Annotated in this window: 25 protein-coding genes; 4 read left to right on the plus strand and 21 right to left on the minus strand. The window is 42.1% G+C overall.

From position 1 onward, the window contains the following. Positions 1-41: 41 nt before the first annotated feature. Positions 42-1286 carry a DNA polymerase IV gene (locus MKX52_RS10705; protein ID WP_342490679.1) on the minus strand — a complete coding sequence of 415 codons (1245 nt, stop codon included), beginning with the start codon at positions 1284-1286 and terminating at the stop codon, positions 42-44. A 145-nt stretch (positions 1287-1431) separates the two neighbouring features. Further along, positions 1432-2424: a carbon-nitrogen hydrolase family protein gene (locus tag MKX52_RS10710; RefSeq protein WP_342490680.1), complete on the minus strand. Its 993-nt coding sequence runs from the start codon at positions 2422-2424 to the stop codon at positions 1432-1434. Between the two features lie 180 nt (positions 2425-2604). On the opposite strand from MKX52_RS10710, the gene MKX52_RS10715 reads away from it, so the two are divergent. Further along, entirely contained in the window at positions 2605-2886 is a 282-nt protein-coding gene (locus MKX52_RS10715; protein WP_012010495.1) for a hypothetical protein, read from the plus strand. Positions 2887-2952: 66 nt separating this feature from the next. After that, complete coding sequence (locus tag MKX52_RS10720) at positions 2953-3732, plus strand: membrane protein insertase YidC (RefSeq protein ID WP_251184307.1); 780 nt, start codon at positions 2953-2955, stop codon at positions 3730-3732. Between the two features lie 240 nt (positions 3733-3972). Here the strand turns inward: MKX52_RS10720 and MKX52_RS10725 are convergent, their stop codons facing one another. Genes MKX52_RS10725 through MKX52_RS10740 form a run of 4 tightly spaced genes read right to left on the minus strand, consistent with a single transcriptional unit; the run spans position 3973 to position 7468 of the window. Then, complete coding sequence (locus MKX52_RS10725) at positions 3973-4437, minus strand: chemotaxis protein CheW (RefSeq protein WP_088000287.1); 465 nt, start codon at positions 4435-4437, stop codon at positions 3973-3975. A gap of 14 nt (positions 4438-4451) precedes the next feature. Further along, positions 4452-5573, minus strand: a complete 1122-nt coding sequence (locus tag MKX52_RS10730; RefSeq protein WP_144457742.1) for a M20/M25/M40 family metallo-hydrolase — start codon at positions 5571-5573, stop codon at positions 4452-4454. A 16-nt stretch (positions 5574-5589) separates the two neighbouring features. Beyond that, the gene (locus MKX52_RS10735) at positions 5590-7059 is read right to left on the minus strand and encodes an acyl-CoA carboxylase subunit beta (protein ID WP_012010499.1); all 1470 of its coding nucleotides are present in this window, start codon (positions 7057-7059) and stop codon (positions 5590-5592) included. Continuing rightward, on the minus strand, positions 7046-7468 hold the full coding sequence (locus tag MKX52_RS10740; protein WP_342490681.1) for a VOC family protein: 423 nt from the start codon (positions 7466-7468) through the stop codon (positions 7046-7048). Before MKX52_RS10740 ends, MKX52_RS10735 begins: the two co-directional genes overlap by 14 nt. 102 nt (positions 7469-7570) lie before the next feature. Between MKX52_RS10740 and prli42 the strand changes: the two genes are divergently transcribed. Further along, positions 7571-7663, plus strand: coding sequence for a stressosome-associated protein Prli42 (prli42, locus tag MKX52_RS10745; protein WP_017357951.1), 93 nt, complete (start codon positions 7571-7573; stop codon positions 7661-7663). Between the two features lie 38 nt (positions 7664-7701). Here prli42 and MKX52_RS10750 read toward each other — a convergent pair whose 3' ends face one another. The 6 genes from MKX52_RS10750 to MKX52_RS10775 all read right to left on the minus strand — a co-directional run bounded on the left by MKX52_RS10750 (position 7702) and on the right by MKX52_RS10775 (position 12234). Beyond that, positions 7702-8211: a L,D-transpeptidase gene (locus MKX52_RS10750; protein ID WP_003215693.1), complete on the minus strand. Its 510-nt coding sequence runs from the start codon at positions 8209-8211 to the stop codon at positions 7702-7704. A gap of 52 nt (positions 8212-8263) precedes the next feature. Next, the gene (locus MKX52_RS10755; protein ID WP_061408485.1) at positions 8264-9217 is read right to left on the minus strand and encodes an aromatic acid exporter family protein; all 954 of its coding nucleotides are present in this window, start codon (positions 9215-9217) and stop codon (positions 8264-8266) included. 121 nt (positions 9218-9338) lie between these two features. Continuing rightward, positions 9339-10061 carry an amino acid ABC transporter ATP-binding protein gene (locus MKX52_RS10760; RefSeq protein WP_003215712.1) on the minus strand — a complete coding sequence of 241 codons (723 nt, stop codon included), beginning with the start codon at positions 10059-10061 and terminating at the stop codon, positions 9339-9341. Further along, positions 10054-10710: an amino acid ABC transporter permease gene (locus MKX52_RS10765; protein WP_342490682.1), complete on the minus strand. Its 657-nt coding sequence runs from the start codon at positions 10708-10710 to the stop codon at positions 10054-10056. Before MKX52_RS10765 ends, MKX52_RS10760 begins: the two co-directional genes overlap by 8 nt. A 126-nt stretch (positions 10711-10836) precedes the next feature. After that, entirely contained in the window at positions 10837-11601 is a 765-nt protein-coding gene (locus MKX52_RS10770) for a transporter substrate-binding domain-containing protein (protein WP_012010505.1), read from the minus strand. Between the two features lie 195 nt (positions 11602-11796). Beyond that, positions 11797-12234, minus strand: coding sequence for a BrxA/BrxB family bacilliredoxin (locus tag MKX52_RS10775; protein ID WP_012010506.1), 438 nt, complete (start codon positions 12232-12234; stop codon positions 11797-11799). 170 nt (positions 12235-12404) lie between these two features. Between MKX52_RS10775 and MKX52_RS10780 the strand changes: the two genes are divergently transcribed. Then, positions 12405-13298, plus strand: a complete 894-nt coding sequence (locus MKX52_RS10780; RefSeq protein WP_342490683.1) for a YegS/Rv2252/BmrU family lipid kinase — start codon at positions 12405-12407, stop codon at positions 13296-13298. 15 nt (positions 13299-13313) lie between these two features. Here MKX52_RS10780 and MKX52_RS10785 read toward each other — a convergent pair whose 3' ends face one another. From MKX52_RS10785 to MKX52_RS10825, 9 genes are all read right to left on the minus strand, one after another. Further along, positions 13314-13607, minus strand: a complete 294-nt coding sequence (locus tag MKX52_RS10785; RefSeq protein ID WP_088000297.1) for a YesK-like family protein — start codon at positions 13605-13607, stop codon at positions 13314-13316. A 65-nt stretch (positions 13608-13672) separates the two neighbouring features. Further along, complete coding sequence (locus MKX52_RS10790) at positions 13673-14929, minus strand: dihydrolipoamide acetyltransferase family protein (protein ID WP_342490684.1); 1257 nt, start codon at positions 14927-14929, stop codon at positions 13673-13675. Positions 14930-14947: 18 nt separating this feature from the next. After that, on the minus strand, positions 14948-15931 hold the full coding sequence (locus tag MKX52_RS10795; protein ID WP_003215848.1) for an alpha-ketoacid dehydrogenase subunit beta: 984 nt from the start codon (positions 15929-15931) through the stop codon (positions 14948-14950). A gap of 12 nt (positions 15932-15943) precedes the next feature. After that, positions 15944-16936, minus strand: a complete 993-nt coding sequence (locus MKX52_RS10800; protein WP_012010510.1) for a thiamine pyrophosphate-dependent dehydrogenase E1 component subunit alpha — start codon at positions 16934-16936, stop codon at positions 15944-15946. 17 nt (positions 16937-16953) lie between these two features. Then, positions 16954-18378 (minus strand): dihydrolipoyl dehydrogenase, encoded by a 1425-nt coding sequence (gene lpdA, locus MKX52_RS10805; protein WP_342490685.1) that lies wholly within the window; start codon positions 18376-18378, stop codon positions 16954-16956. Further along, positions 18368-19489 carry a butyrate kinase gene (gene buk / locus MKX52_RS10810; protein ID WP_012010512.1) on the minus strand — a complete coding sequence of 374 codons (1122 nt, stop codon included), beginning with the start codon at positions 19487-19489 and terminating at the stop codon, positions 18368-18370. Before buk ends, lpdA begins: the two co-directional genes overlap by 11 nt. Before the next feature lie 33 nt (positions 19490-19522). Continuing rightward, positions 19523-20617 (minus strand): branched-chain amino acid dehydrogenase, encoded by a 1095-nt coding sequence (gene bcd / locus MKX52_RS10815; protein WP_003215658.1) that lies wholly within the window; start codon positions 20615-20617, stop codon positions 19523-19525. A gap of 25 nt (positions 20618-20642) precedes the next feature. After that, a complete protein-coding gene (yqiS, locus tag MKX52_RS10820; protein ID WP_225970030.1) occupies positions 20643-21620 on the minus strand; it encodes a phosphate butyryltransferase in 978 nt (325 codons plus the stop codon). A gap of 42 nt (positions 21621-21662) precedes the next feature. Next, a complete protein-coding gene (locus MKX52_RS10825) occupies positions 21663-23735 on the minus strand; it encodes a sigma-54-dependent Fis family transcriptional regulator (protein WP_342490686.1) in 2073 nt (690 codons plus the stop codon). Positions 23736-23766 lie beyond the last annotated feature (31 nt).

The following is a 23766-nucleotide window of genomic DNA, read 5'->3' on the forward strand; positions in this document are numbered from 1 at the left end:
TGAAATTACCACAACATCACCTCTTTTATCAAGTTTTCAGGCTAGTCATTTCTTCTTTCGTCCTGAAAAAAATCTTTATTAAAACTTGTTCCACTTGTTTTGCTCTCTTTTTCCTTGATGGTCATCCCTCTTTGGACGAGTGATTTCCCATACTTTTCTTTCAATCCTTCTAAAATGGTTTGGAGAGGCTCTTCTTTTGCATCTTCTGTATAGGAGAATAAATCAAGCTGTTTAACGGCTGCTTTTCGTTCTACAAGATCTGTGCCCGTCACACCTAAGAGCCTCACAGGCTGGTCATTCCAATGTTTAAGGAATAACTGCCTTGCTGCCTCATATAAGTCTTCCTTCCGATCCGTCGGATTCGTGAGGGTGACACTTCGCGTGATATTTTTCCAGCTTGCGTACCGAATCATAATAAGGAGCCGATTTGCCATGACTTCTTTTCTCCTTAACCTTGCACTCACAGATTGTGACAGCTTGTCAATTAACGCGACAAGTTCATCTGGATCGTCAGAATCATGAGGGAGAGTTGACGAATTCCCGACAGATTTAAATTCGTATATTCTTTCTGGGTCCACAATGCCGTCATGTTCACCATTGGCCTTTTGCTTTAATCTCGGTCCATTGATGCCCAGTAATTCCTTTAGTGTATACTCATTTGCTTTCGCTAAGTCTTCAATGGTATGAATGCCAATCGTTTTCATTTTTTCTGCCGTTTTTTGTCCCACTCCGTGCATGTCACCCGCTGGCAGCGGCCATAGCATTTGGGGGACATCTCGTTTACGCAAAATGGTGATGCCCATTGGTTTTTTCCAATTAGACGCCATTTTCGCTAAAAATTTATTCGGTGCAATGCCAATACTTGAAGGAAGCATAAGCTCCTCTACAAGCCTCGTTTGAATATCATGAGCCGTTTTCACCGCGTGCTCGGCATATGGCGTATGCGTTAAGTCAATATAGCCCTCGTCTATAGATACGGGTTCGACTAAATCGCTGTATTCTCTTAGTATCGTAAACATTTCTTGTGAGGAGCTTCGGTACCGGTCAAAATTTGGTGTACGGACAATCAGTCCCGGACAAAGCCGCTTCGCTTCCCATAAAGGCATCGGAGGCTTTACACCTAGCGCTCTTGCCTCATAGCTGCACGTCACCACAATTCCTTTACGCTCTTTCGCATTTCCGCTAATGGCTAAAGGTTTCCCTCTCAAAGAAGGATCATACGCCATTTCTACATTGGCATAAAACGCATTCATGTCTATATGAAAAATAATATTTGACATTGGCATAACCCCATTTTCTTCAATCCCTATATGTTGATCAAAAGTTTCGAATCAACCAAACATGATGAATCTCTTTTATGGTCAATTATACATTGATTTATATCATCTTTCCTCAAAAAAACCTTCTCTAAAAAAGAGAAGGTTTCACAAATTACACTTTTTCTTCAAGCAACCCATTTTGATATTGTATTGCCTCGTATGTTAACACTTCATTTTTATTGTCATTCAAATGTTTTACAACCGGAGTAGGCTGCTGATTAAAATTCATACTCAAGCTTTGATTGGAGTAGTGGCCAGCTGGATCAATATAATACTTGTAATCAATGACTCTTTCCACATCAATGTCTGCGTAAGCAATTCCCTCTGTTTCAGCTGGAACCATATCACTGATCGGTTCTCCATCTGGTCCGTAAATGCACGTATGCCCACTCTTAAATGTGTCAAAGTAATCTCTTTGCTCCTGCGTTAAACAAATCATCTCTTTCATTTCTTCTGTATAGATAGAAGAAGTCATCAGCACAAAAGTTTGTGTCGCGATGGCATAATATCTGCTTGAAATTTCATCATCAAAATAACCAGGCCAAGATGCTACATGCACCTGTTCATTTTGAGCATTCATCGCCATCAAATCTAGTGGCACTTGATGCTCCCAGCACATCAATCCACCAAGGTTACCAATTTCAGTTTGAAAAACTGGCATCATGCTTCCACTTCCATCTCCCCAAATCAGTCTTTCTGCTACAGAAGCTCTCATTTTCCGATGCTTTCCTATTAAATCCCCCTTTGGAGAAAACCAAAGTTGAGCTAAATAGAGAGAGCCGCCATCTTTTTCACTGCATGATATACAAACGTACGTTTCATTCCTTTTTGCTGCCTCACTTATTTTTTGGATAGCTAAGCTAGGGATTTCGACTGCATTTTTATATAATTCGTGATAGAACTTTCTTGTATATTCTGGATGACCAATAAAAGCAAACCAAGGATAACCAGGTAAAAATGCTTCTGGGAATGCCACAAGTTTTGCACCATTTGAAGCCGCCTCGTCGATCAGTTCACATGATTTCTGAACCGTTGCCTCCAAATTTAAGTAGATAGGTGCTGCTTGTACCGCAGCTGCTCGAAACTTCGGGTAAATACTTGTCATATTCAAAACCTCCATTTCTTCTATTCCCCCTCATTATAAAATAGGAATGGTGAAGTTTGGATGACAAATACCTTTTTATACAAAATAAGGATCTTCACTCAGTAGAGAAAACACGTGGTCCTGTTAGACATTTCACAATGTGTATAGTACACTGTGAGTAATGAAATGGATGTGATAATCATGATTATTGATACATTCAATGAAGTCTTTTTCCTTGTTGAATTCTTTACGATTATTCTTCCAGCGCTGACGGCCATCGGCATTGCTTTTTTATTAAAAGACTGTCGTATGAACGAACACCTCGGTGGACATCGTTTGGAAGAGTTGGACGCATCTTTATTGAATCGAACAGACTTTCTGTTTATCATATATGATCGCATTACAACTTGGATTAGTAAAGTCATTCGAATGAAACGATCATCAAACGATGATGAAGACCATTTGCTTCCTCTCTCTAATTAATTTTTTTAAAAATGAGGAGGAAACGAATTGAAACGTTTATTAACGATTTGTACGACTTTATGTTTAATGATGATTGCCTCACCTGCTTTTGCAGCAAGTGGGCAAACGAATGCGAGCTCTGATGGGTTTTTCCATCATTATTTTGTCCAGCCTTTTTCGGAGCTAATTATTTGGCTTGCGAACTTCTTCCATGATGATTATGGTTTATCGATTATGTTCGTGACTTTGATCGTCCGTCTGCTGATCTTCCCTCTTTTTGCGAACCAATTTAAAAAGCAAAGAGTGATGCAGGAGAAGATGGCACTGGTGAAACCTCAAATTGACGACATTCAAAGCAAATTGAAGAAAACGAAAGAACCTGAAAAACAAAAAGAACTACAAATGGAAATGATGAAAGTATACAAAGAGAACAATGTGAACCCACTAGCAATGGGCTGTCTGCCTATGCTAATTCAAATTCCAATTGTTCTTGGCTTTTACTCAGCGATCCGCTCTACACCTGAGATTGCAACACATTCGTTCCTATGGTTTAACTTAGGACAAACCGATCTATTGGTCGCGATCTTTGCAGGTGCTATGTATTTCTTGCAATTTTATGTTACGCAAAGATTTGCAAAGCAATCAGGCACCCAGACAGATGCTGCGCTAAAGCAAGCAAAAGTAATGGGTATGATTTTTCCAATCATGATGCTGTTTATTTCAATCAATGCACCCGCTGCCCTTCCTTTATACTGGATGACAAGCGGATTATTACTCACAGTCCAAACAATTATTTTGAATGTCATGTACCAAAAATCAAAATCAAAAGCTGAGGCAAACGACCAAGCGAGCCCAGCTGCTGAATAAAAATAACCCCCTTATCATTTGATAAGGGGGTTATAGATTGTGGACAAAGTGCTAAAATGATCTTTATTTTAGCACTTTGTCTTCTTTTCAGCGTGATAGAAAACCTTTGAAGTCTAGGAAGGACGAGCATCGGAGCGGAGCGAATTTAACATTCGTGAGCACCGAAGCGCAGACCTGACACCGAATGCGAGGGTTTGTCTACACGCTGAATCCCCTTATCATTTGATAAGGGGATTTTCTTTATGCCAATTCTTCTTTTAACCGAGCTGGCAATTGATCGAGATCCTCAATTCTCCCAAGGAACTTATTCGGGTCCACTTGTAAAATCATCTTGTTTTCTCTCTCTACAACGCCGAAGAAATATTCAGAGGCTTTTGTGTTCATATGAAATGGCTTGATCTCACTTAGCTCGATATCAATAATATCTTTTGCATCTGAGACAAGACAGCCTACCATTTGTTCGTTTAATTCAAATAGCAATACCTTGGACTGTTCGTTCACATCAAGAGGCTTTCCGTGAAGCATCACGCCTGTGTCACTGACAGGTATGACCTCTCCTCTTAAAGACATGAGTCCTTTTATTTCTTTTGGAAGGTTCGATACTTCTTGTAAATAAGGGACCTTCTCAATCGAACGAATATGTTCTACACTGATGCCAAAATCCTCTTGCCCTACTTGGAAAATAATGATCTTTTGCGTGCTCACAGAGTCTCCTGCCTTTACGATGGATTTGTCGTTTCTTCTATAATGGCGAGAACCATTTCAGCTGTTTTGACTAATTCTTCAATCGGCATTTTCTCATTTTTCGTATGAATATCTTCATATCCAACAGCTAGGTTGACAGTTGGGACGCCGTTTCCTGCAATGACGTTTGCATCACTGCCTCCGCCACTCGTCTGTAGTTCTGATGGACGGCCAATTTTCGCAGCCGCTTTTTTTGCCACTTCTACGACTTGATCGCCGTGAGAGAATTTGAAGCCTGGATACATGATGTCAATGTGTACATCGGCACTTCCGCCCATTTCTTTAGCGGTTTTTTCAAAGGCTTCTTTCATCTTCGCTACTTGCGCTTCCATTTTTGCAGGTTCTAAAGAGCGTGCTTCAGCAAGGATATCGACTTGATCACACACAATATTCGTTTGCGTTCCGCCTTCAAAACGACCGATATTCGCCGTTGTTTCTTCATCAATTCGGCCAAGCGGCATACTAGCAATGGCTTTTGATGCAATGGTAATTGCAGACACACCTTTTTCAGGCGCGACACCTGCGTGAGCTGTTTTCCCGTAAATCGTTGCGCGTACTTTCGCCTGTGTTGGCGCTGCAACGATAATGGTTCCCACCTTGCCATCTGAATCAAGAGCATAGCCATATGCGGCTGTCATCAACTTCGGATCTAACGCTTTTGCTCCGACAAGTCCTGATTCCTCACCAGCTGTGATGACAAATTCAATCGTTCCATGTGGTACATTCTTCTCTTTCAGTACACGGATTGCTTCAAACATTGCGGCAAGTCCTGTTTTATCGTCAGCACCAAGAATGGTTGTTCCATCTGTTTTCACATAGCCGTCTTCAATGACTGGCTTTACGCCATTACCTGGAACCACTGTGTCCATATGAGAAGTGAAATAGATGGTATCAGCCTCTTGAGTGCCTTCCAGTGTACAGATCAGGTTGCCTGCACCGTGGCCTGTTTTTGCTTTTGAGTCGTCTTCCACCACTTTTAGTCCAAGCTGCGAGAATTTTTCTTTTAAGACTTCCACAATTTTCTCTTCGTGTTTTGTTTCCGAATCAATCTGAACTAGTTCTAAAAATTCGTCTAGTAAACGTTTTTCATTGATCATGATGATGCTCCTCCTCTTATAGCGGCATGTTGCCATGCTTTTTTAACGGTCTATCTTCTTCCTTCCTGCGAAGCAAATCAAATGAGCGAATTAATCGCTCTCTCGTTTCAGACGGCATGAAAATATCGTCTATCAGCCCTGCCTGAGCCGCTTTTAATACACTTGGCTCCGTCTCAACCTCACGCGAAGCAGGATGAACGATTTCGTCTGCAAAAGTTTTCCCCATGACATCAATTTCTGCCGCTGGCCATGCATAGACAAAATCAGCGCCTAAACCTTTACTATTCATTGCGACATACGCACCGCCAAACGCCTTTCTTAAAATCACGGTGATTTTTGGAACGGTCGCTTCAGCGTACGCATATAAAAGCTTTGCACCGTGACGGATAATTCCCGCATGTTCGGCTTTCTCACCTGGTAAAAAACCAGGGACGTCTACAAGCGTTAAGATCGGAATGTGAAACGCATCGCAAAATCGAATAAACCTAGCCGCTTTATCAGCAGCATCAAGATCAAGGCTTCCTGCCAGCACCTTAGGCTGATTGGCTACTACACCAATTGAAGCCCCTTGTAATCTGGCAAATCCTGTAACGATATTTTTTGAGAAACAAGGCTGCGTTTCAAAGAATGAGTCTGAATCGATGATGGCTGTCACCACTTGTTTGACATCATAGGTGCGTGATGGATTCTTCGGCAGGATGTTGCCTGGATCATCTGCGTCTCGCTTACTCGTTTCGGCATCCGTGACAGTCTGTTGTTTCGTTGGTATGTACGTTAAAAGTGTTCGAACTGCTTTTAACACGTCTTTCTCATCTTTCCCCGTATAGTGCACATTCCCGCTTGTCTGGTGCTGAACACTTGCACCGCCAAGACGGTCAGGACAGACTGTTTCTCCTGTTGCCTTTTCTATGACTTTCGGACCTGTTAAAAACATGTGAGCTGTCTGCTCTGTCATGAACACAAAATCAGTCAAGGCAGGAGAATAGACTGCTCCTCCAGCACAAGATCCTAAAATAACGGATATTTGCGGGATTTGACCAGAATACAGCACATTTCGTTTAAAAATCTGTCCGTATCCTTCTAATGATACCACACCCTCTTGAATTCTCGCACCACCTGAGTCTTTCAGACCGATGATCGGTATCTGATTTTTAGCTGCTAGATCCATTAAAGAAACAATTTTTTTGGCATGTATTTCGCCTAAAGAACCCCCATGCACGGTTGCATCTTGTGCATAAACACATACCGGCCTTCCATGAATGAGTCCAGTTCCAGTGACGACACCATCACCGACATGTTCTGACATGCAGCCTGTTGCAAATGCTTGAATTTCCATGAAACTGCCTCCGTCAAGAAGTTCATGCAGCCGCTCACGAACCGATAGTTTACCTTTGTTCCGGTGCGCAGCTGCACGTTTCTCGCCACCGCCCATGAATGCTTTTTCACGCCATTTCGCCAAGTCATTGAACGATTCATTCATTGCCATGTTCCTCTCCTTTTAAGTGCTCGCACAATTCGAATAACACACCGGACGTTTCTTTTGGTGAAATAAATGCAATTTGCTTCCCGCATGCGCCTATCTGTGCTGATTGTTGAAGAAGCTCCACGCCAAGATGATCAAGATGATTTAGGTCCGCCTGTATGTCACCTGACTTTAACGCAATATGATGGAGGCCCTCTCCTCTTTTTGTTAAAAAAGTATGTAGTTTGCTGCTAACGGACATCGGTTCAATTAATTCAATGTGCACATGATCAAGTGACGCGAGGGACGCTTTAATCTCCTGCTCAGGAATCTCTTGTATGTCTGAAAAATACCAGTTAAACAGCCGTTGGAGAATGCGAGATGTGTTTTTTATAGAAAAGACCGCAATGGCAATATGATCGATTTGATTCATCCGTTCACTTCCTTTGTTGATCACTTGTCGCATTTGAAAAAACGAGCTAGAATAAAGAAAGGTGCGTTCGTCGCAAAAAATCTTCGATTACAGGGGTGCAATATGTCTCAGAAATTCATGAAGTTCATGGTATTGCTCATGATTAGCCTGCTGCTCATTTCTTCACTTTTAGCAGGAGCCGCAGCCTTTTTATAAGGTTTTAATAAAAGCAGACAAGCAGGTGATTCGTTCAATCAACGAATGGCCTGTTTGTCTTTGGCAAGCTTTTCAAATGAATCGGTCGATGTTGTAATCCATACTTTTGTTCCAACCGGAAGCTGGTCAAATAGAAGCTCTACATCTTGATTATGAAGTCTCACACAGCCTGCCGTAATAAATTTCCCTATCGATGTTTCATCACTCGTCCCATGAATTCCATATGTTCTGCCATCTGTTCCTCGCGCATCAAATCCAATCCATCTTCTGCCAAGAGGGTTATTCTTCGCACCGCCTTCGATATTCTTTTTTCTGTAATACGGATCTTTCGCTTTGATCATAATGGTGAATTCCCCTTCTGGCGTTAAATCTGACGTTTTCCCTGTAGAAGCAGGATATATTTTTTGAATTTGACCTTGATCAATATAGGCAAGTTCATTTGTTTGTTTATTAATAATGACATATGGGTCTCCTGGAAGCGGGTTTTGTCCGAGCGGCCAGATAGGTGAAAGGGACATAGTCAATACGGTATAAAATAAAAGACGCATAGGCTCCTCCTTTTTCATTAGATTGACCAATGAAGGAGAAACTCATGCGTCTCTATTCTTTCATCCCTTTAAAATAGCTTTTCAGTACTAAATATTGTTCCATTTCTCCGAGGAAATGAAACAGTGCAGCTCTTGCCTCAAACTCTTCTCTTGTTTGCGGCAGCGGTAGCTTATCAAACTCTTCTTTCATATCAATGAGGCGTCTTAAGAACTTATGCGCCGTGTTCCCTGGGTGAATATGTTCGCGTAAGTCTCTAATGTATTCTGCAATGATTTGTCCATGTTCTGTTGTAATGGAAATGGACGTAATCTTCGGAAGTACACGCTCGATGATTTCGAATTGCTTTTGCCTCATATTGAAATAATGATAATACAGGTTTTCATGTCTTAAGACATGGTTCTCAACATCACGATATGCAAGAGCTTTCGCTTCTTTGATCAATTGATGTGTCTCTGGTATTTCTTTGCCTGTCCAGTCTTGTTTCCCTGTCATTAAATATTGTTCGATTTCCTCAAAGATTTTTGCAAAATTGGCTTCAATCTGTTCGCTGTAGCGTTTGAGCTTTTTATCGACACTTGGCATATACAGGTTCATGATTAGCGCCACACCAACACCAATCGTAATGAGCAATAGCTCATTCCAGATAAGGTGAAGGGTAATCCCGCCGGACATGTATAAATGGAGGATGATGACTGAACTTGTGACAATCCCTTCTTTAATGCGGAGCAATACGGTTGTCGGAATAAAGACAAGCAGCATCAGACCAATCACAAAAGGATGATACCCAATCAGATCGAAAAATAAATAAGAAAATAAAATGGCAAGACTGCATGCGGCAAAACGGGCGCCTGATGCGAGAAGCGACCGTTTCTTTGTCACCTGAATACACAGGATCGTAATAATTCCGGCAGCGGAATAATTTTGAAGGCCAAGTAGTTGCGCAATATAAATGGCGATCGCTGTTCCTAATGCTGTTTTCAGCGTTCGGTAGCCGATTTTAAACATGATGTGAGTCACTCTTTTCTGTCTTGTTTCTATTCACTCATTGTGAAATGATGAACTTTTTTTACTTTCCCCATTATAATCAAAAAAAGAAGGAGATGTTAAGTCTCCTTCTCTTTTTTCTTTATAATATTTTTTGTAAGAAGTCTTTCGCGCGCTGTGACGACGGTGATTCAAAAAATTGCACAGGGTTTGCATCCTCTACAATTTTCCCATCATCCATAAAGATCACGCGGTCAGCCACTTCTTTTGCAAAGCCCATTTCATGAGTGACGATCACAAGTGTCATTCCAGATTGAGCCAGCTCTTTCATGACCTCTAGTACTTCCTTGACCATTTCTGGATCTAAGGCAGAAGTTGGTTCGTCAAACAGCATGATGTCTGGTGTCATTGCAAGCGCACGTGCAATTGCAACACGCTGCTTTTGACCCCCTGACAAGCGGTTCGGAAAATCATCTTTTTTCTCTAAAAGGCCTACTTTTTTCAGTAGATCTTCAGCTTGTTTGATGCTGTCTTCCTTCGATTGATTCTTCACATTCATTGGCGCATATGTGATATTCTCCAGCACTGTTTTATGCGGGAATAGGTGAAAATGTTGAAATACCATTCCGATGTTCTCACGCACTTTGAGTGCATTGGTTTTTGGGTTTGTGATTTCAGTATCCTGAATCGTAATAACACCAGAAGTCGGCTTTTCAAGCAAGTTGATGCAGCGAAGAAACGTCGATTTCCCTGAACCAGATGGTCCAATGACTGCGACAACTTCCCCTTCTTTAATAGTGGTGTCGATCCCTTTTAATACTTCATTTTTACCAAAAGATTTTGTGAGTTTCTCTATGTTAATCATTTGATTTTAACTTCCTTTCCACCGATTTGCCGACAAAGGTGAGAACAAGCACGATGACATAATAAATGAGACCGGCAAAAATAAGCGGTTCAAGATAATTATACGTGACGGCACCTGCTTGATAGGCTCGTCTCATGACATCGCCTAATCCAATGACTGTCACAATAGCTGATTCTTTTGTCAGTGTAATCGTTTCGTTCACAAGTGCAGGTGAAATATTTTTAAATGCTTGCGGAAGCAATAAGTCCTTCATCATTTTAGCATAAGGAATACCTAAAGCAACGGCTGCTTCTTTTTGACCTTTATCAATGGCATTAATACCAGCACGAATAATTTCAGATACGTATGCCGCAGAGTTTAGTGTAAATGCGGCTACAGCAGCCCAGTATTGATCGATTTGAAACCCGAGAAGCTGAGGCATGCCAAAATAAATAATGAGCAATTGAAGCACAAGCGGTGTGCCTCGGAAGATGGACGTATAAAAATCTGCAAGCCAAATGAGCGGCTTAAATACGCTAATTTTGCAAAGCGTTAATAAAATTCCTAAGATAAATCCAAGAAAAAGTGATACCACTACAATAGAAAGTGTGACCTTAAGCCCTTCTAAAATAAAGGGCATCTGAGGTATTACATCTTTAAAATCTAACATGACAGTCTCCTTTTTTATGCCTTCATACAAAATCAAAAAATAAAACAGGAAAAAAGTTCAACATGAGTTGAACTTTTCAGCGCTTTCTACTGAATTTTCGCAAATGACGCTGATCCTTTTCCTGACTTATTTTTCATCAGCAAACCATTTTTTAATCAATTTATCAAGTTCACCATTGTCTTGCATTTCTTTTAATGATTTATTAAATTTAGCTGTTAAGTCGCTATTTTTCTTGAATGCAATAGCTGAACCTTCGTTTGAACTATTCAATCCAAAGGCTTGGAAGTCTTTTTCTTTTTTCAAATAACCAGCAGCTACTTTATCTTCAATAATGGCTGCATCAAAACGACCTGCTTTGATTTCTTGAATGATATCAGAGATTTTATTGCGGTCTTCCACTTTTAAGTTATATTTCTTTTGCAAACCGTTTGCTTCATCCTGCTGGATTGAACCTAATTGAACGCCGACTGTTTTATCTTTTAAGTCTTTCTCTGTTTTCATTCCGCTAGATTTCTTTGAGACAACTAAGTTTTTAGCATTGTAATAAACATCAGAGAAATCTAATTGTTTTTTACGTTTTTCTGTAGGAGTCATGCCTGCAAGGACAATATCAGCTTTATTTGTTTTAAGCGCTGATACAAGACTTGCAAAATCCATATCTTGAATTTCTAGCTTGTAGCCGTTCTTTTTCGCTAGTGCTGTTGCAAGATCAACATCAAAACCGACAATTTTATCTCCGTCTTTTGATTCAAATGGCGGATAATCTGCTGATGTCGCCATAACGAGTGTTTTGTCATCTCCTGATGCGTTTGAATTATTAGAAGAAGTTCCACAAGCTGCGAGTGCAGCTGCAAGACCAGCTGTCATAAGTAATAATAACCACTTTTTCATAAGATAATGCCTCCTAGTATTTAAAATCATGTATTGTTTTGAATATTTATTCACTATAATGTATTTTAAACACTTTCTTTTTAAGATGCAATAGTATTTTGCTAAAATTATTTTGATTCAATGGTCTTATAAAACAAAAAGCAGACCGATCTAAAGACCGGACTGCTTTATATGTCATCATTCAAACGTCACACGTTACATTTCTTCGCAATGCTCATCGAACGCAGCTTGGAGCTTTGACACGACTTCCATTGGCTCGTGTCCTTCAATTTCATGGCGTTCGACCATTTTTATGATCTTTCCATCTTTTAACAATGCAAAGGATGGTGAAGATGGTGGGAAGCCTTCAAAGTATTCACGGGCTCTTGCTGTTGCCTCTTTGTCTTGTCCAGCAAACACTGTCAGCAATTGATCTGGTCGCTTATCGTAATGAACAGAATAGCCTGCAGCTGGTCTTGCAATACCTCCAGCACATCCGCATACCGAATTCACCATCACAAGTGCCGTGCCTTTTTTAGACAGTGCTTCATCTACTTCTTCAGATGATGTAAGCTCAGTATAGCCAGCCTGTTTGATCTCTTCTCTCGCTTGTTTCACAATATCATTCATAAATAAATTAAAATCAATATTCATTGTCCGTCCACTCCTTTAGCATGCCAAAACCATTTTAACAACATCATATCAAGGAAAACGCCTGCGAGCAAATGTGTTGTCTTTTCATTCCCCACTTTTTCTGAACATCGTTTATACGCCGCGAAATTGGGGAAAAGTGATGATAAAGAGATGTAAGGGAGAACTGCGTGATGGCACAATTCAAAAAAGCGATGCTCATTTATAATGGAAATGCTGGACAAAAAAACATGGAAAAAGTTCTCGGTCAAACAGTACCTCTTCTTTCTCTACATATTGATGAACTCATTCTTAAACCAACAAAGCAGCCAAATGATGCTTATCAATTCTGTCGTACAATTGATGAGACAATAGAATTGCTGATCATATTAGGCGGAGATGGAACCGTGCATGAATGTATGAATGGCATCGGCGGGTTAGAAAAAAGGCCGGCTGTAGCGCTTTTACCAGGCGGGACATGCAATGACTTTTCTAGAACCCTTGGTATCCCGCAACAAATGCAAAAAGCCGCTCAAATGATAATAGATGGCGTAGAAAAAAAGGTCGACTTAATCAAGGCAGAAGATCGATACTTGTTAAACTTTTGGGGAATTGGGCTCATTGCAGACACGTCCAACAATATTAATGACAAGGAAAAAGCGGTACTCGGCAAAATCAGCTATTTCACAAGTGCCCTGCGCACCTTGCAGCAAACAGAGCCCTTTCACGTACGAGTCGAAACAGAGGAGGAAAGCTGGGAAGAAGAAGCTGTCATCGTTCTTGTCATGAATGGACATTTTATCGGGACAAATAAAATTGATTTGCCGAGTGCAGCAATTGATGATGGGAAAGCAGAAATCTTAATTTGCAGAAATACGAGCTTCTCTGCTCTAAAAGAGATCTTTTCTATGAACCGGGAAGAGCTGGAAGACTTCACCGGCGACCTCTCTCTCATTCAAGCATCCAGTATTCATATCCACACAAAAGAGGAAATGGATGCTGATACAGATGGCGAAGTGTACATGACAGCACCTGCTTCTTTAGAAGTGTTAAAACAGCATTTGACCTTTATTGTTCCAGCAGAATAAAGAAAACGCCCGAGATCATTCTTTTTCGGGCGTTTTTTTGATATAGCGTCTGTATAAATATTCAAGTGCATATCCGAGCAGCGTTCCGATAAGAAGAGAAATTCCTAAAAGGCTATTCGCTGCCCCTTTAAATCCACCGACAAGCAGCAAGCAATACAAAACTTGAATAATCGAAACGATTGATATGATCAGTAGTAATCTTTCAGGATGATTGCGTGATTTAGAAATATATCGAAGAAATGCGAACGCAATTGCTGTGATAAACATGAGTCCAATTGTTAAAAATGCAAAAAAGTCTAGTCCAGACATATCATCGCTCCTTTCTCATCATGGGGAAATCCCCCTCTCCATAGCGGGAGGGGGACATTCTTGTTTTAGTAAACAGATGTCTGCTCGTCAATGCCTTCAAGAATTTGTTTAATCCGTTGAAGGAATCTGCCGCATACAAGACCATCGAGAACTCTGTGGTCTAATGAGAGACAAAGGTTAACCATGTCTCTCGCTGCAATCATACCATTTACAATCACCGGACGCTTCACGATCGATTCTACTTGTAAAATCGCCGCTTGCGGATAATTAATGATTCCCATAGATTGTACAGAACCAAATGATCCCGTGTTGTTTACAGTAAAGGTGCCGCCTTCCATGTCACTTTGCTTCAGCGTACCTTGTCTCACCTTGGAAGCAAGCTCATGAATTTCCTTAGCGATGCCTTTAACCGTTTTTTCATCTGCATCCTTAATGACTGGAACAAAAAGAGCGTCATCAGTTGCAACAGCAATCGAGACATTGATCGCTTTCTTTTGCACAATTTTATCTCCAGCCCACATGCTGTTCATTTCTGGGAATTCCTTTAAGCTCTGTGCCACTGCTTTGACAAAGAACGCAAAGAACGTCAAATTAAAGCCTTCTTTTGCTTTAAATTGGTCCTTGAGCTGATTTCTTCTAGTCACAAGGTTTGTCACATCAACTTCCATCATTGTCCATGCATGCGGAATTTCATGTTTGCTTCTCAGCATATTTGCCGCAATCGCCTGCCTGATTGGCGTGACTGGCAGTTCAACATCACCAGGCATTGTAGAGATGGAAGGCGCTGCTTTTGGTTTTGATGACTGCACAGGCTCTGGCTTGATTGCCTGTTCATTCACAGGTGCTGTCTTCTCTTGCATGCCGCCGCTTTCAATCAGCTGAAGTAAATCTTTTCTTGTGATTCTTCCACCTGCTCCCGTTCCTTGCACTGCCGCTAAATCAATGCTGTGCTCATCTGCTAAACGAAGGACCGCTGGAGAGTAGCGTTTCTTTTGACTTTGATCCTCTTTTGTTTGATCTGCTTCAGGTGCTTCACTTTGCTCAGGTGCCGCTTCTTCTTCTGCACTTTGCTGTGAGCTGCCTTCCACTTCAATTTCACAGAACACTTCTCCTACTTGAAGTGTATCGCCTTCTTCAGCTGATAGCTTTGTAATGGTTCCTGTAAAAGATGACGGGACTTCTGCGTTCACTTTATCCGTCATGACTTCTGCAATTGGATCGTATTTATTCACATGATCGCCAGGTGAAACGAGCCATTTGCTGATGGTTCCTTCTGTTACACTTTCACCTAACTGAGGCATTTTCATTTGTTCAGTTGCCACTTGAAACCCTCCTCTTTCTTAAAACGCCGCTAGCTCTCTCATTTCAGCTTCTACCTTATCTGGGTTGACCATAAAGAATTTTTCCATCGTCGGTGCATAAGGCATTGCTGGAATTTCTGGTCCGGCTAGACGTTTGATTGGTGCGTCTAAATCAAATAAGCAATGCTCTGATATGATCGCCGCTACCTCACTCATGATGCTGCCCTCTTTTGTATCTTCCGTTAGAAGAAGCACTTTGCCTGTTTTTGATGCCGCTTCAATAATGGCTTCCTGATCAAGCGGGTACACTGTTCTCAAATCGAGAATATGCGCAGAAATGCCATCTTTCGCAAGGCGGTCTGCTGCTTGCAGCGCAAAATGGACGCAGAGGCCATATGTAATGACCGTGATATCATCGCCTTCACGTTTCACATCTGCTTTTCCAATAGGAAGTGTGTAATCCTCTTCAGGTACTTCTCCTTTAATGAGACGGTAGGCACGTTTGTGTTCAAAGAACAATACAGGATCTGGATCTCGTACCGCAGCTTTTAAAAGACCTTTTACATCATAAGGCGTAGAAGGCATGACAATCTTCAAACCAGGCTGGTTGGCAAAAATCGCTTCAACTGATTGTGAATGATAAAGCGCCCCGTGAACTCCGCCCCCATAAGGTGCGCGGATGACCATCGGACAGCTCCAATCGTTATTTGAGCGGTATCTAATTTTCGCCGCCTCTGAAATGATTTGGTTAATGGCTGGCATGATAAAATCCGCAAATTGCATCTCTGCAATTGGGCGCATTCCATACATCGCTGCCCCAATCCCAACTCCAGCAATGGCTGATTCTGCAAGAGGTGTATCCATGACGCGCGCTTCTCCGAATTGCTCATAGAGACCCGCTGTCGCTTTAAATACACCGCCCTTTTTCCCGACATCCTCTCCGAGCACAAACACTTTCGGATCTCGCTCCATTTCTTCTTTCATTGCCAGTGTAATGGCGTCTATATATGACATAACAGGCATTTTTCTTCCCCCTTACTCCGCATACACGTAACGAAGTGCGCTTTCAGCATCAGCATAAGCAGCGTTTTCCGCTTCATCAGTGGCTTCGTTTACGATTTGCATGATTTCTTTTGTCATCTCTTCTTTCATTTCTGAAGTCATGACGTTTCCTTCGGTTAAATACGTTTCATATTTGATGAGCGGATCTTTCTTTCTCGCTTCGAGCACTTCTTCTTTTTCTCGATAGCTTGAATCATCGTCATCACTTGAATGCGCAGTTAAACGGTAAGAGATCGTTTCAATCAACGTTGGTCCTTCGCCTCTTGCCGCGCGGTCTCTCGCTTCTTTGACAGCGGCATATACTTCAAGCGGATCATTGCCATCAACGGTTACGCCAGGCATTCCGTACCCAATCGCACGATCTGAAATGCGTTCACAAGCTACTTGTTTGTCGTACGGCACGGAAATTGCATACTTATTGTTTTCACACATGAAAATAACAGGCAGCTTATGCACAGCAGCGAAGTTAGCCCCTTCGTGGAAATCACCTTGGTTTGAAGAGCCTTCACCGAACGTGACAAAGCTGACAAAGTTTTTCTGATCTAGCCGTCCAGCAAGTGCGATTCCCACTGCATGAGGAACCTGCGTTGTAACAGGTGAAGATCCTGTCACAATTCGATTGGATTTCTGTCCAAAATGTCCTGGCATCTGTCTGCCACCTGAGTTTGGATCGTCTTGTTTTGCAAAACCTGACATCATTAAATCTTTTGCTGTCATTCCAAATGCAAGGACAACCCCCATATCACGGTAGTAAGGTAAGACGTAATCCTCTTCTCTATTGAGAGCGAAAGCAGCACCAACTTGCTGCGCTTCCTGCCCTTGACAAGATATAACGAATGGAATTTTACCTGAACGGTTTAAAAGCCACATCCGTTCATCAATTTTTCTTGCCAGAAGCATTGTTCTATATATATCAATTGCTTGTTCATCAGATAATCCTAATTCATGATGACGCATGTTACTCATCTTATTTCCCTCCTTGATTAAAAATGGATCGCTTTCCCGTCAACAGCAAGGGCTGCCTCGCCAATCGCCTCTGATAAGGTTGGGTGCGGGTGAATTGTTAGCCCGACTTCCCACGGCGTTGCATCAAGTACTTTAGCTAATCCAGCTTCAGATATCATATCTGTGACATGAGGACCAATCATATGAATCCCTAAAATATCATCTGTCTTTTGATCAGCAATGATTTTGACAAATCCATCTGACTCCCCGTATACAAGTGCTTTTCCGATCGCCATAAATGGGAATTTCCCCATTTTGACTTCAAAGCCTTGCTCTTTTGCCGCCTGTTCAGTGAGTCCAACACTAGCGGTTTCCGGGTGAGAGTAAACACATTTAGAAACGAGCGTTTCATCGAGCGGCTTTGGATTTTGACCAGCCATATGCTCCACAGCAATCATGCCTTCGTGTGAAGCCACATGTGCCAGCTGAAGCCCACCAATGACATCTCCTATTGCATAAATATGTGATTCTTTCGTTTGATAATGTTCATTCACGACAATGCCTTGTTTTTCTGTTTGGATGTCTGTGTTTTCAAGACCAATGCCTTCAATATTTGGTACTCTGCCGACTGATAGAAGAAGTTTTTCCGCTTCAAACGTCTGAATGTCTCCATCCTTTTCTGCTTGAATCGTCACGAGGTTCTCCTGCTTTTTGACGGTATCTGGCAGTACTTTCGCATTTGTCACAAAGGTGATGCCTTTTTTAGATAAAAGCTTTTCCATTTCTTTAGAAATGTCATGATCCTCTGTCGGCAATATGCGATCTGCAAATTCAATGACCGTCACTTTCACACCAAAATCATTGAGCATAGAAGCCCACTCGATTCCGATCACCCCGCCGCCGACAATGAGCATCGACTTCGGAAGCTCTGACAGTTCTAGTGCATCATCTGATGTAAGAATGTGCGTCCCATCTGCTTCAAGCCCAGGCAGAACACGTGGTCTTGAACCTGTCGCAATGATGACCTGCTTTGGAATGAGCATTTCATTTTCATCTCCATTTGCCATTTCTACGGAGATGGTTCCTGGCATTGGTGAAAAGATAGATGGACCAAGAATGCGGCCGATCCCTTCATAAACATCAATTTTCCCTTGTTTCATTAAATGTTTAACGCCGCCTGCTAGTTTCTCTACAATCTCTGCTTTTCTTTTCTGCACATTGGCAAACTGCAAGGCAATGCCATTTGCCTCAACGCCAAAATCAGCAGCACGTTTGACGGTTTGATAAACTTCAGCACTTCTAAGCAGCGCCTTAGACGGAATGCATCCTTTATGGAGACATGTTCCGCCAAGCTTTTCTTTTTCTACAACTGCTGTTTTCAATCCAAGCTGTGAGGCACGAATGGCCGCTACATAGCCGCCTGTGCCTCCACCAAGAATGACGAGGTCATATTCAGTTGCCATGACTTGTCACTCCTTTCTTCATCTGTTGATCATTTGGGTATTCTTTCGGAGATTCTTCTTCTTTTAAAATACGAAGTGCACCTTCTGCTAAGGATTGCAGTTCATTTTCACCTGGATACACGACTACATCTGAAATCCAGTCAATGTGACCTCTAATACTTGATGTAATTTGTTTGCTATACGCAAGTCCGCCTGTTAGAACAATGACGTCAACTGCGCCTTTTAAGACAGCACTAGCCGCACCGATTTCCTTGGCAATTTGATAGCACATCGCCTCATAAATCAGCGCTGCTCGTTCATCGCCTGCTTCAATCATCCGCTCTACTTTCACAGCATCTGTCGTACCAAGGTAGCCCGCAAGACCACCTTCACCAATAATGCGCTTCAGCATTTCCTCTTGGCTGTACTCACCAGAAAAGCAAAGGTTGACAAGGTCACCAGTTGGCAAGGTCCCCGCTCGCTCCGGGCTGAAAGGGCCTTCGCCATGCAGTCCATTATTGACGTCAATGACTTTCCCTTTTTCATGGACACCAATCGTGATGCCGCCGCCCATATGTGTAATAATCATGTTCAAATCTTCGTAGCGCTTCCCAAAAGATGCAGCTGTTTTTCTTGCGACTGCTTTTTGATTTAATGCATGGAAGATACTTTTTCTTTCAATCGTTGGCAGACCTGAAATACGAGCAATTGGTTTTAGCTCATCCACTACAACTGGATCGACAATAAAAGCTGGGATGTTCAAGCCAAGTGCAATTTCTCGTGCGATGATACCGCCCAGATTAGATGCATGCTGGCCAGCATATCCTTCTTTCAGGTCTTGCACCATTTGCTCATTGACTTCATATGTGCCACCTTCAATCGGACGAAGAAGACCGCCGCGCGCACAAACTGCATCAAACTTTGAGATGTTCATCCCTTGTTCATGCAGCGTCTTCAGGATGGTTTCTTTACGAAATGAAAACTGATCAATAATATGAGGGAATTGCTTTAATTCCTCATCTGTATGTCTCAGTGTCGTTTCAAAAATAGATCGTTCATTGTGAAACACACCGATTTTTGTTGAAGTAGAGCCAGGATTAATTGTGAGAATACGCCATTCTTTTGTCAGCAAAAAGAAAACCTCCGTTTCAACTCATTCTTCAAATTAGCGACGACTTAAAATATGTTGGCCATTTTGCAGGAATTGACTTCTTGATTTGCGCATTCTTTCAATTCGCTCCTCCGCCAATCGGTCTGCCGCTTTATAAGTTGGAATGGCATCACGGTTTGAAATTTCAATGACGCGTTCAATGTTTTGGTAAATACCTTCTACCTTTTTCATCGCACGATCTGCATTATAGCCATACAGTTCATCAGCAACGTTAATGACGCCGCCTGCATTGATTACATAATCAGGTGCATACACAATGCCCATTTCATGAATCAGATCGCCATGATGCGTTTCTCTCAGCTGGTTATTCGCTGCACCTGCGATAACCTTTGCTTTCAGCTTGGGAATCGTTACATCATTAATCGTTGCACCAAGTGCACAAGGTGCATAGATATCACATGCTTGATCATAAATGTCGTCAGGGTCTACTGCTTTTGCGCCAAAGTCTTCTACAGCTCGTTTTACAGAGTCTTTGTTGATATCTGTGACAATTAGCTGCGCACCTTCTTCGTGCAGATGTTTACACAAATTGTACGCGACATTCCCAACACCTTGGACTGCAATCGTTTTTCCTTCTAATGAATCGGTACCGAATGCAGCTTTGGCAGCAGCTTTCATCCCTTTATATACACCGTAAGCCGTAACAGGAGACGGATTTCCTGAAGAACCAAATGCAGGAGATATACCTGTCACAAAGTCTGTTTCTTCATGAATCAAATCCATATCTTCTACCGTTGTGCCGACATCCTCTGCTGTGATATAGCGACCATTTAATCCTTGTATGTAGCGTCCAAACGCACGGAACATTTCTTCATTTTTATCTTTTCTTGGGTCACCGATGATAACTGTTTTCCCGCCGCCAAGATTCAGGCCTGCTGCTGCGTTTTTATAAGTCATCCCTCTTGCTAGACGAAGTGCATCTTCGATGGCTGCTTCTTCGTTTTCATACGTCCACATTCTTGTCCCGCCTAGTGCTGGCCCAAGTGTTGTATCATGAATGGCAATAATCGCTTTTAAGCCAGATTGTTCATCCTGACAAAATACAAGCTGCTCATAATCGTATCGTTCCATATATTTAAAAAGTTCCATTGTTTATTCCTCCTATGACTTTCGCTTAATTTGATGTACAGATGGCAAGCGCAATTGAATAAAGCTTACTTTCGGCTGTATCCGACCGGCTTGTTAAAGCAATCGGCGCCTTCGCTCCTGCCACCACAGCCCCAACCTTTGCATGTGCAAAGTAGATGAGAGATTTATAAAGAATGTTCCCTGCTTCAATCGTTGGCACAAGCAAAATATCTGCATGACCGGCGACATCACTCGTAATATTTTTATGAGACGCGGCTGTTTGAGAAATGGCATTGTCTAAAGCAAGTGGTCCGTCAATGAGGCAGCCAGAAATTTGCCCTCGCTTATTCATTTGCGCCAGGCTTGCCGCTGTCAATGTGGAATCCATTGCCGGGTTCACAACCTCTACAGCAGATAAAACAGCAACCTTTGGCATGTCGTTTCCGACAGCTTGCGCTACTTGAACAGCATTGATCGTGATCTCTTTGAACATGTTTAGATCAGGCGCGATGTTCATCGCAGAATCTGTGACATAAATAAACCGATCAAAGCCCGGCACTTCGAATGCCGCGACATGTGATAGAACACTCGCTGTCCGCAGCCCGTACTCTTTATTCAGTACCGCTTTTAAAAGAACGGCTGTCGTGACATGCCCCTTCATCAATATATCTGCATGCTTCTCACTCACTGCCTGCACGGCAATTTTGGCTGATTCTTCAGGAGAATCCGAATGAATAATATCTATCCAGTCTTCATTGATCTCATGCTGTTTCACCAGCTCCTTCAGGTTGCGTTTGTTCCCAACCAGCAGGAAGCGAGCGACTTTGCGTTCAATTGCCATCTTGATGGCATGAAGCACTTCTTCGTCTTCTGCATGAGCCACAGCAGCAGTTTTATTCTGCAGCTGGGCAGCTTTCATAATCAGATCGTCAAGCTTCATATATGCCCACCTTTCCTTATGCTCGGGTTCATGGTTTTTATATGCAAGTTCTATGCCAGCTTGAAACGCAGCGAAATTAGTCATTTCGCATGAAATACGCGCAACTTTTTGCAGAATATATGCATTTTATTGCATGCTATCTTTTGCAAGTTGATATTTATCCATTTTATAGTAAAGATTTCGAATGCTAATCCCTAACGTTTTCGCTGTTTTCGTGCGGTTGAATTGATGCTTTTCAAGGGTTTGTTTAATCAACTGCGCTTCAAACGCTTCAACAGCATCCGAAAGAGTCTCTCCCTCGAATTGACTGACAGCCAGTTCCTGTTGCTCTTTTTCTTCATGCTCTTCTGACTCCATAAAGGAAATATGATCTTCGTCGATCCATTCTTCTTGCGGATTCAAAAAGATCATGGCTCGTCCAAGAACATTTTCCAGTTCTCTTACGTTCCCTGGCCAGCTGTAGGATCGAAGTCTATCGAGCGCACCTTCTGTTAAGCCGCTCACATTTCGACCATAGTCTAAATTGATTTTCTGAATGAGACGTTTACTTAAGGAGTCAATGTCTTCAAGGCGCTGCCTTAGAGGCGGAATAGAGATCGGATATCTGTTCATCCGGTAATATAAGTCCTCTCTGAACTTCCCTTCCGCCATCGCTTTTTCAATATTGACATTTGTTGCAGTAATCACACGCACATCAACTGGTATCGCTTTTGTTCCGCCTACTCTCACAATTTCTTTCTCCTGCATGACGCGTAATAATTTCGCTTGTGTACTTGGCGTCATTTCACCAATCTCATCTAAAAAGATACTGCCATGATTCGCTTCTTCAAACAGCCCTTTCTTCCCGCCTCGCCTCGCACCAGAAAATGCACCTTCCTCGTAGCCAAAAAGCTCTGACTCTAAAAGTGTTTCTGATAAGGCAGCACAGTTGACTCTCACAAAACGATTATATTTTCGGTCACTTTCATTGTGTATAGCGTGCGCAAATAGCTCTTTCCCAGTACCTGATTCTCCTCTGAGTAAAATGGTGGCTGGTGTTTTTGCCCCTAGTTTTGCCTGCTCAAGCGCAACAAGCATTTGCTCACTTTCTCCAATAATGTCTTCAAAAGTGTACTTAGCCTCAAGTGTTCGGATGAGCTGCCTTGCTTTATTTAATTCATTGGTGAGTGATTGAATTTCTGATACGTCATGAATGACGCCTACACTGCCTTTTAAAATGCCATCAACGATCACTGGTGCTACGTTGACGATCACATCCTTCTTATTAGGTCCGACTTTCATTCTGACGCCTCGAACTGGTCTTCTTGTTTCAAGCACCTTCAAATGCATACTTTCCCCTTCAGAAATATCCGCACCCGCAGGTTTGCCCACAACCTCTTTGTCTGTTAATCCCGTCATTTTCGTATAAGCTCGGTTGATTAAAATCCCTTTCCCCTGCTCATCTACGACGGATATCGCTTCATCTGATGATTGAATGATAGCCTCGAGCATCGTGCGCACTTCTTTGAGGTTTGTGACTTCTTCTGCAAGTTCCACTGCATCTGTAATATCTTTAAAAATGGATAGAGCGCCTAGCATTCTTCCTGCATCATCAATTATCGGCAAACGCGTTGTAACAATTTGTATTTGCTGATTCAGAAATTGTTTTTGATGAAATTCTGGCTCCCTCGACCTTAAAATATCGGGGAGTTTTGTATTAGGGATCACTTCACGTATGTGCCGGCCAATCGCATCTTTTTGCGAACGTCCAACCATTTTGGCAGCCGATCGATTAAACAGAACGACTTCTTCATCCATATTGATAAAAATCATGCCATCGTTCGTTGCATTAAAAATGCGGTCATGTTTATAGGTTTGTTCTTTTAATATTTGAATGAGCTGATGCTTTTCTGACATTAATTCTGATATGACGTAAGCCATCGAACTTGGAACAATGACAGACTGCTCTGTTTTTTCTTCCATCAGTTCTTTAAGAACAGCTGAACTGCCCGTTGTTTCGATGATGATATCAATGTCATCTTTTATGTATTCTTTCCAATCCGTTGTCGTATCAATTCCATTCTTTTTCGCTTCTACCATCCCCGGTGCCCCAAGATCAAGGTCGGCGATTGCAACGATTTGAATCATATTTGTTTTAAGCAATGTTTCAAGTGATGCTGATCCACCCTGTCCTGCACCGACAATCAAGACTCTCTGCATCCCGTTACCCCTTTATATGAAAAAATTTGCA

This window comes from Bacillus sp. FSL R5-0422 (assembly GCF_038610765.1).
Lineage (GTDB): Bacteria > Bacillota > Bacilli > Bacillales > Bacillaceae > Bacillus > Bacillus pumilus_O.

Coding starts and splice junctions, on each gene's coding strand:
- MKX52_RS10705 (WP_342490679.1), bottom strand. CDS start 1,286: ATGCCAATGTCAAATATTATTTTTCATATAGACATGAATGCGTTTTAT.
- MKX52_RS10710 (WP_342490680.1), bottom strand. CDS start 2,424: ATGACAAGTATTTACCCGAAGTTTCGAGCAGCTGCGGTACAAGCAGCA.
- MKX52_RS10715 (WP_012010495.1), top strand. CDS start 2,605: ATGATTATTGATACATTCAATGAAGTCTTTTTCCTTGTTGAATTCTTT.
- MKX52_RS10720 (WP_251184307.1), top strand. CDS start 2,953: ATGATGATTGCCTCACCTGCTTTTGCAGCAAGTGGGCAAACGAATGCG.
- MKX52_RS10730 (WP_144457742.1), bottom strand. CDS start 5,573: ATGATCAATGAAAAACGTTTACTAGACGAATTTTTAGAACTAGTTCAG.
- MKX52_RS10735 (WP_012010499.1), bottom strand. CDS start 7,059: ATGGCAATGAATGAATCGTTCAATGACTTGGCGAAATGGCGTGAAAAA.
- MKX52_RS10740 (WP_342490681.1), bottom strand. CDS start 7,468: ATGAATCAAATCGATCATATTGCCATTGCGGTCTTTTCTATAAAAAAC.
- prli42 (WP_017357951.1), top strand. CDS start 7,571: ATGTCTCAGAAATTCATGAAGTTCATGGTATTGCTCATGATTAGCCTG.
- MKX52_RS10750 (WP_003215693.1), bottom strand. CDS start 8,211: ATGCGTCTTTTATTTTATACCGTATTGACTATGTCCCTTTCACCTATC.
- MKX52_RS10755 (WP_061408485.1), bottom strand. CDS start 9,217: ATGTTTAAAATCGGCTACCGAACGCTGAAAACAGCATTAGGAACAGCG.
- MKX52_RS10760 (WP_003215712.1), bottom strand. CDS start 10,061: ATGATTAACATAGAGAAACTCACAAAATCTTTTGGTAAAAATGAAGTA.
- MKX52_RS10765 (WP_342490682.1), bottom strand. CDS start 10,710: ATGTTAGATTTTAAAGATGTAATACCTCAGATGCCCTTTATTTTAGAA.
- MKX52_RS10770 (WP_012010505.1), bottom strand. CDS start 11,601: ATGAAAAAGTGGTTATTATTACTTATGACAGCTGGTCTTGCAGCTGCA.
- MKX52_RS10775 (WP_012010506.1), bottom strand. CDS start 12,234: ATGAATATTGATTTTAATTTATTTATGAATGATATTGTGAAACAAGCG.
- MKX52_RS10780 (WP_342490683.1), top strand. CDS start 12,405: ATGGCACAATTCAAAAAAGCGATGCTCATTTATAATGGAAATGCTGGA.
- MKX52_RS10785 (WP_088000297.1), bottom strand. CDS start 13,607: ATGTCTGGACTAGACTTTTTTGCATTTTTAACAATTGGACTCATGTTT.
- MKX52_RS10795 (WP_003215848.1), bottom strand. CDS start 15,931: ATGCCTGTTATGTCATATATAGACGCCATTACACTGGCAATGAAAGAA.
- MKX52_RS10800 (WP_012010510.1), bottom strand. CDS start 16,936: ATGAGTAACATGCGTCATCATGAATTAGGATTATCTGATGAACAAGCA.
- lpdA (WP_342490685.1), bottom strand. CDS start 18,378: ATGGCAACTGAATATGACCTCGTCATTCTTGGTGGAGGCACAGGCGGC.
- bcd (WP_003215658.1), bottom strand. CDS start 20,617: ATGGAACTTTTTAAATATATGGAACGATACGATTATGAGCAGCTTGTA.
- yqiS (WP_225970030.1), bottom strand. CDS start 21,620: ATGACTAATTTCGCTGCGTTTCAAGCTGGCATAGAACTTGCATATAAA.
- MKX52_RS10825 (WP_342490686.1), bottom strand. CDS start 23,735: ATGCAGAGAGTCTTGATTGTCGGTGCAGGACAGGGTGGATCAGCATCA.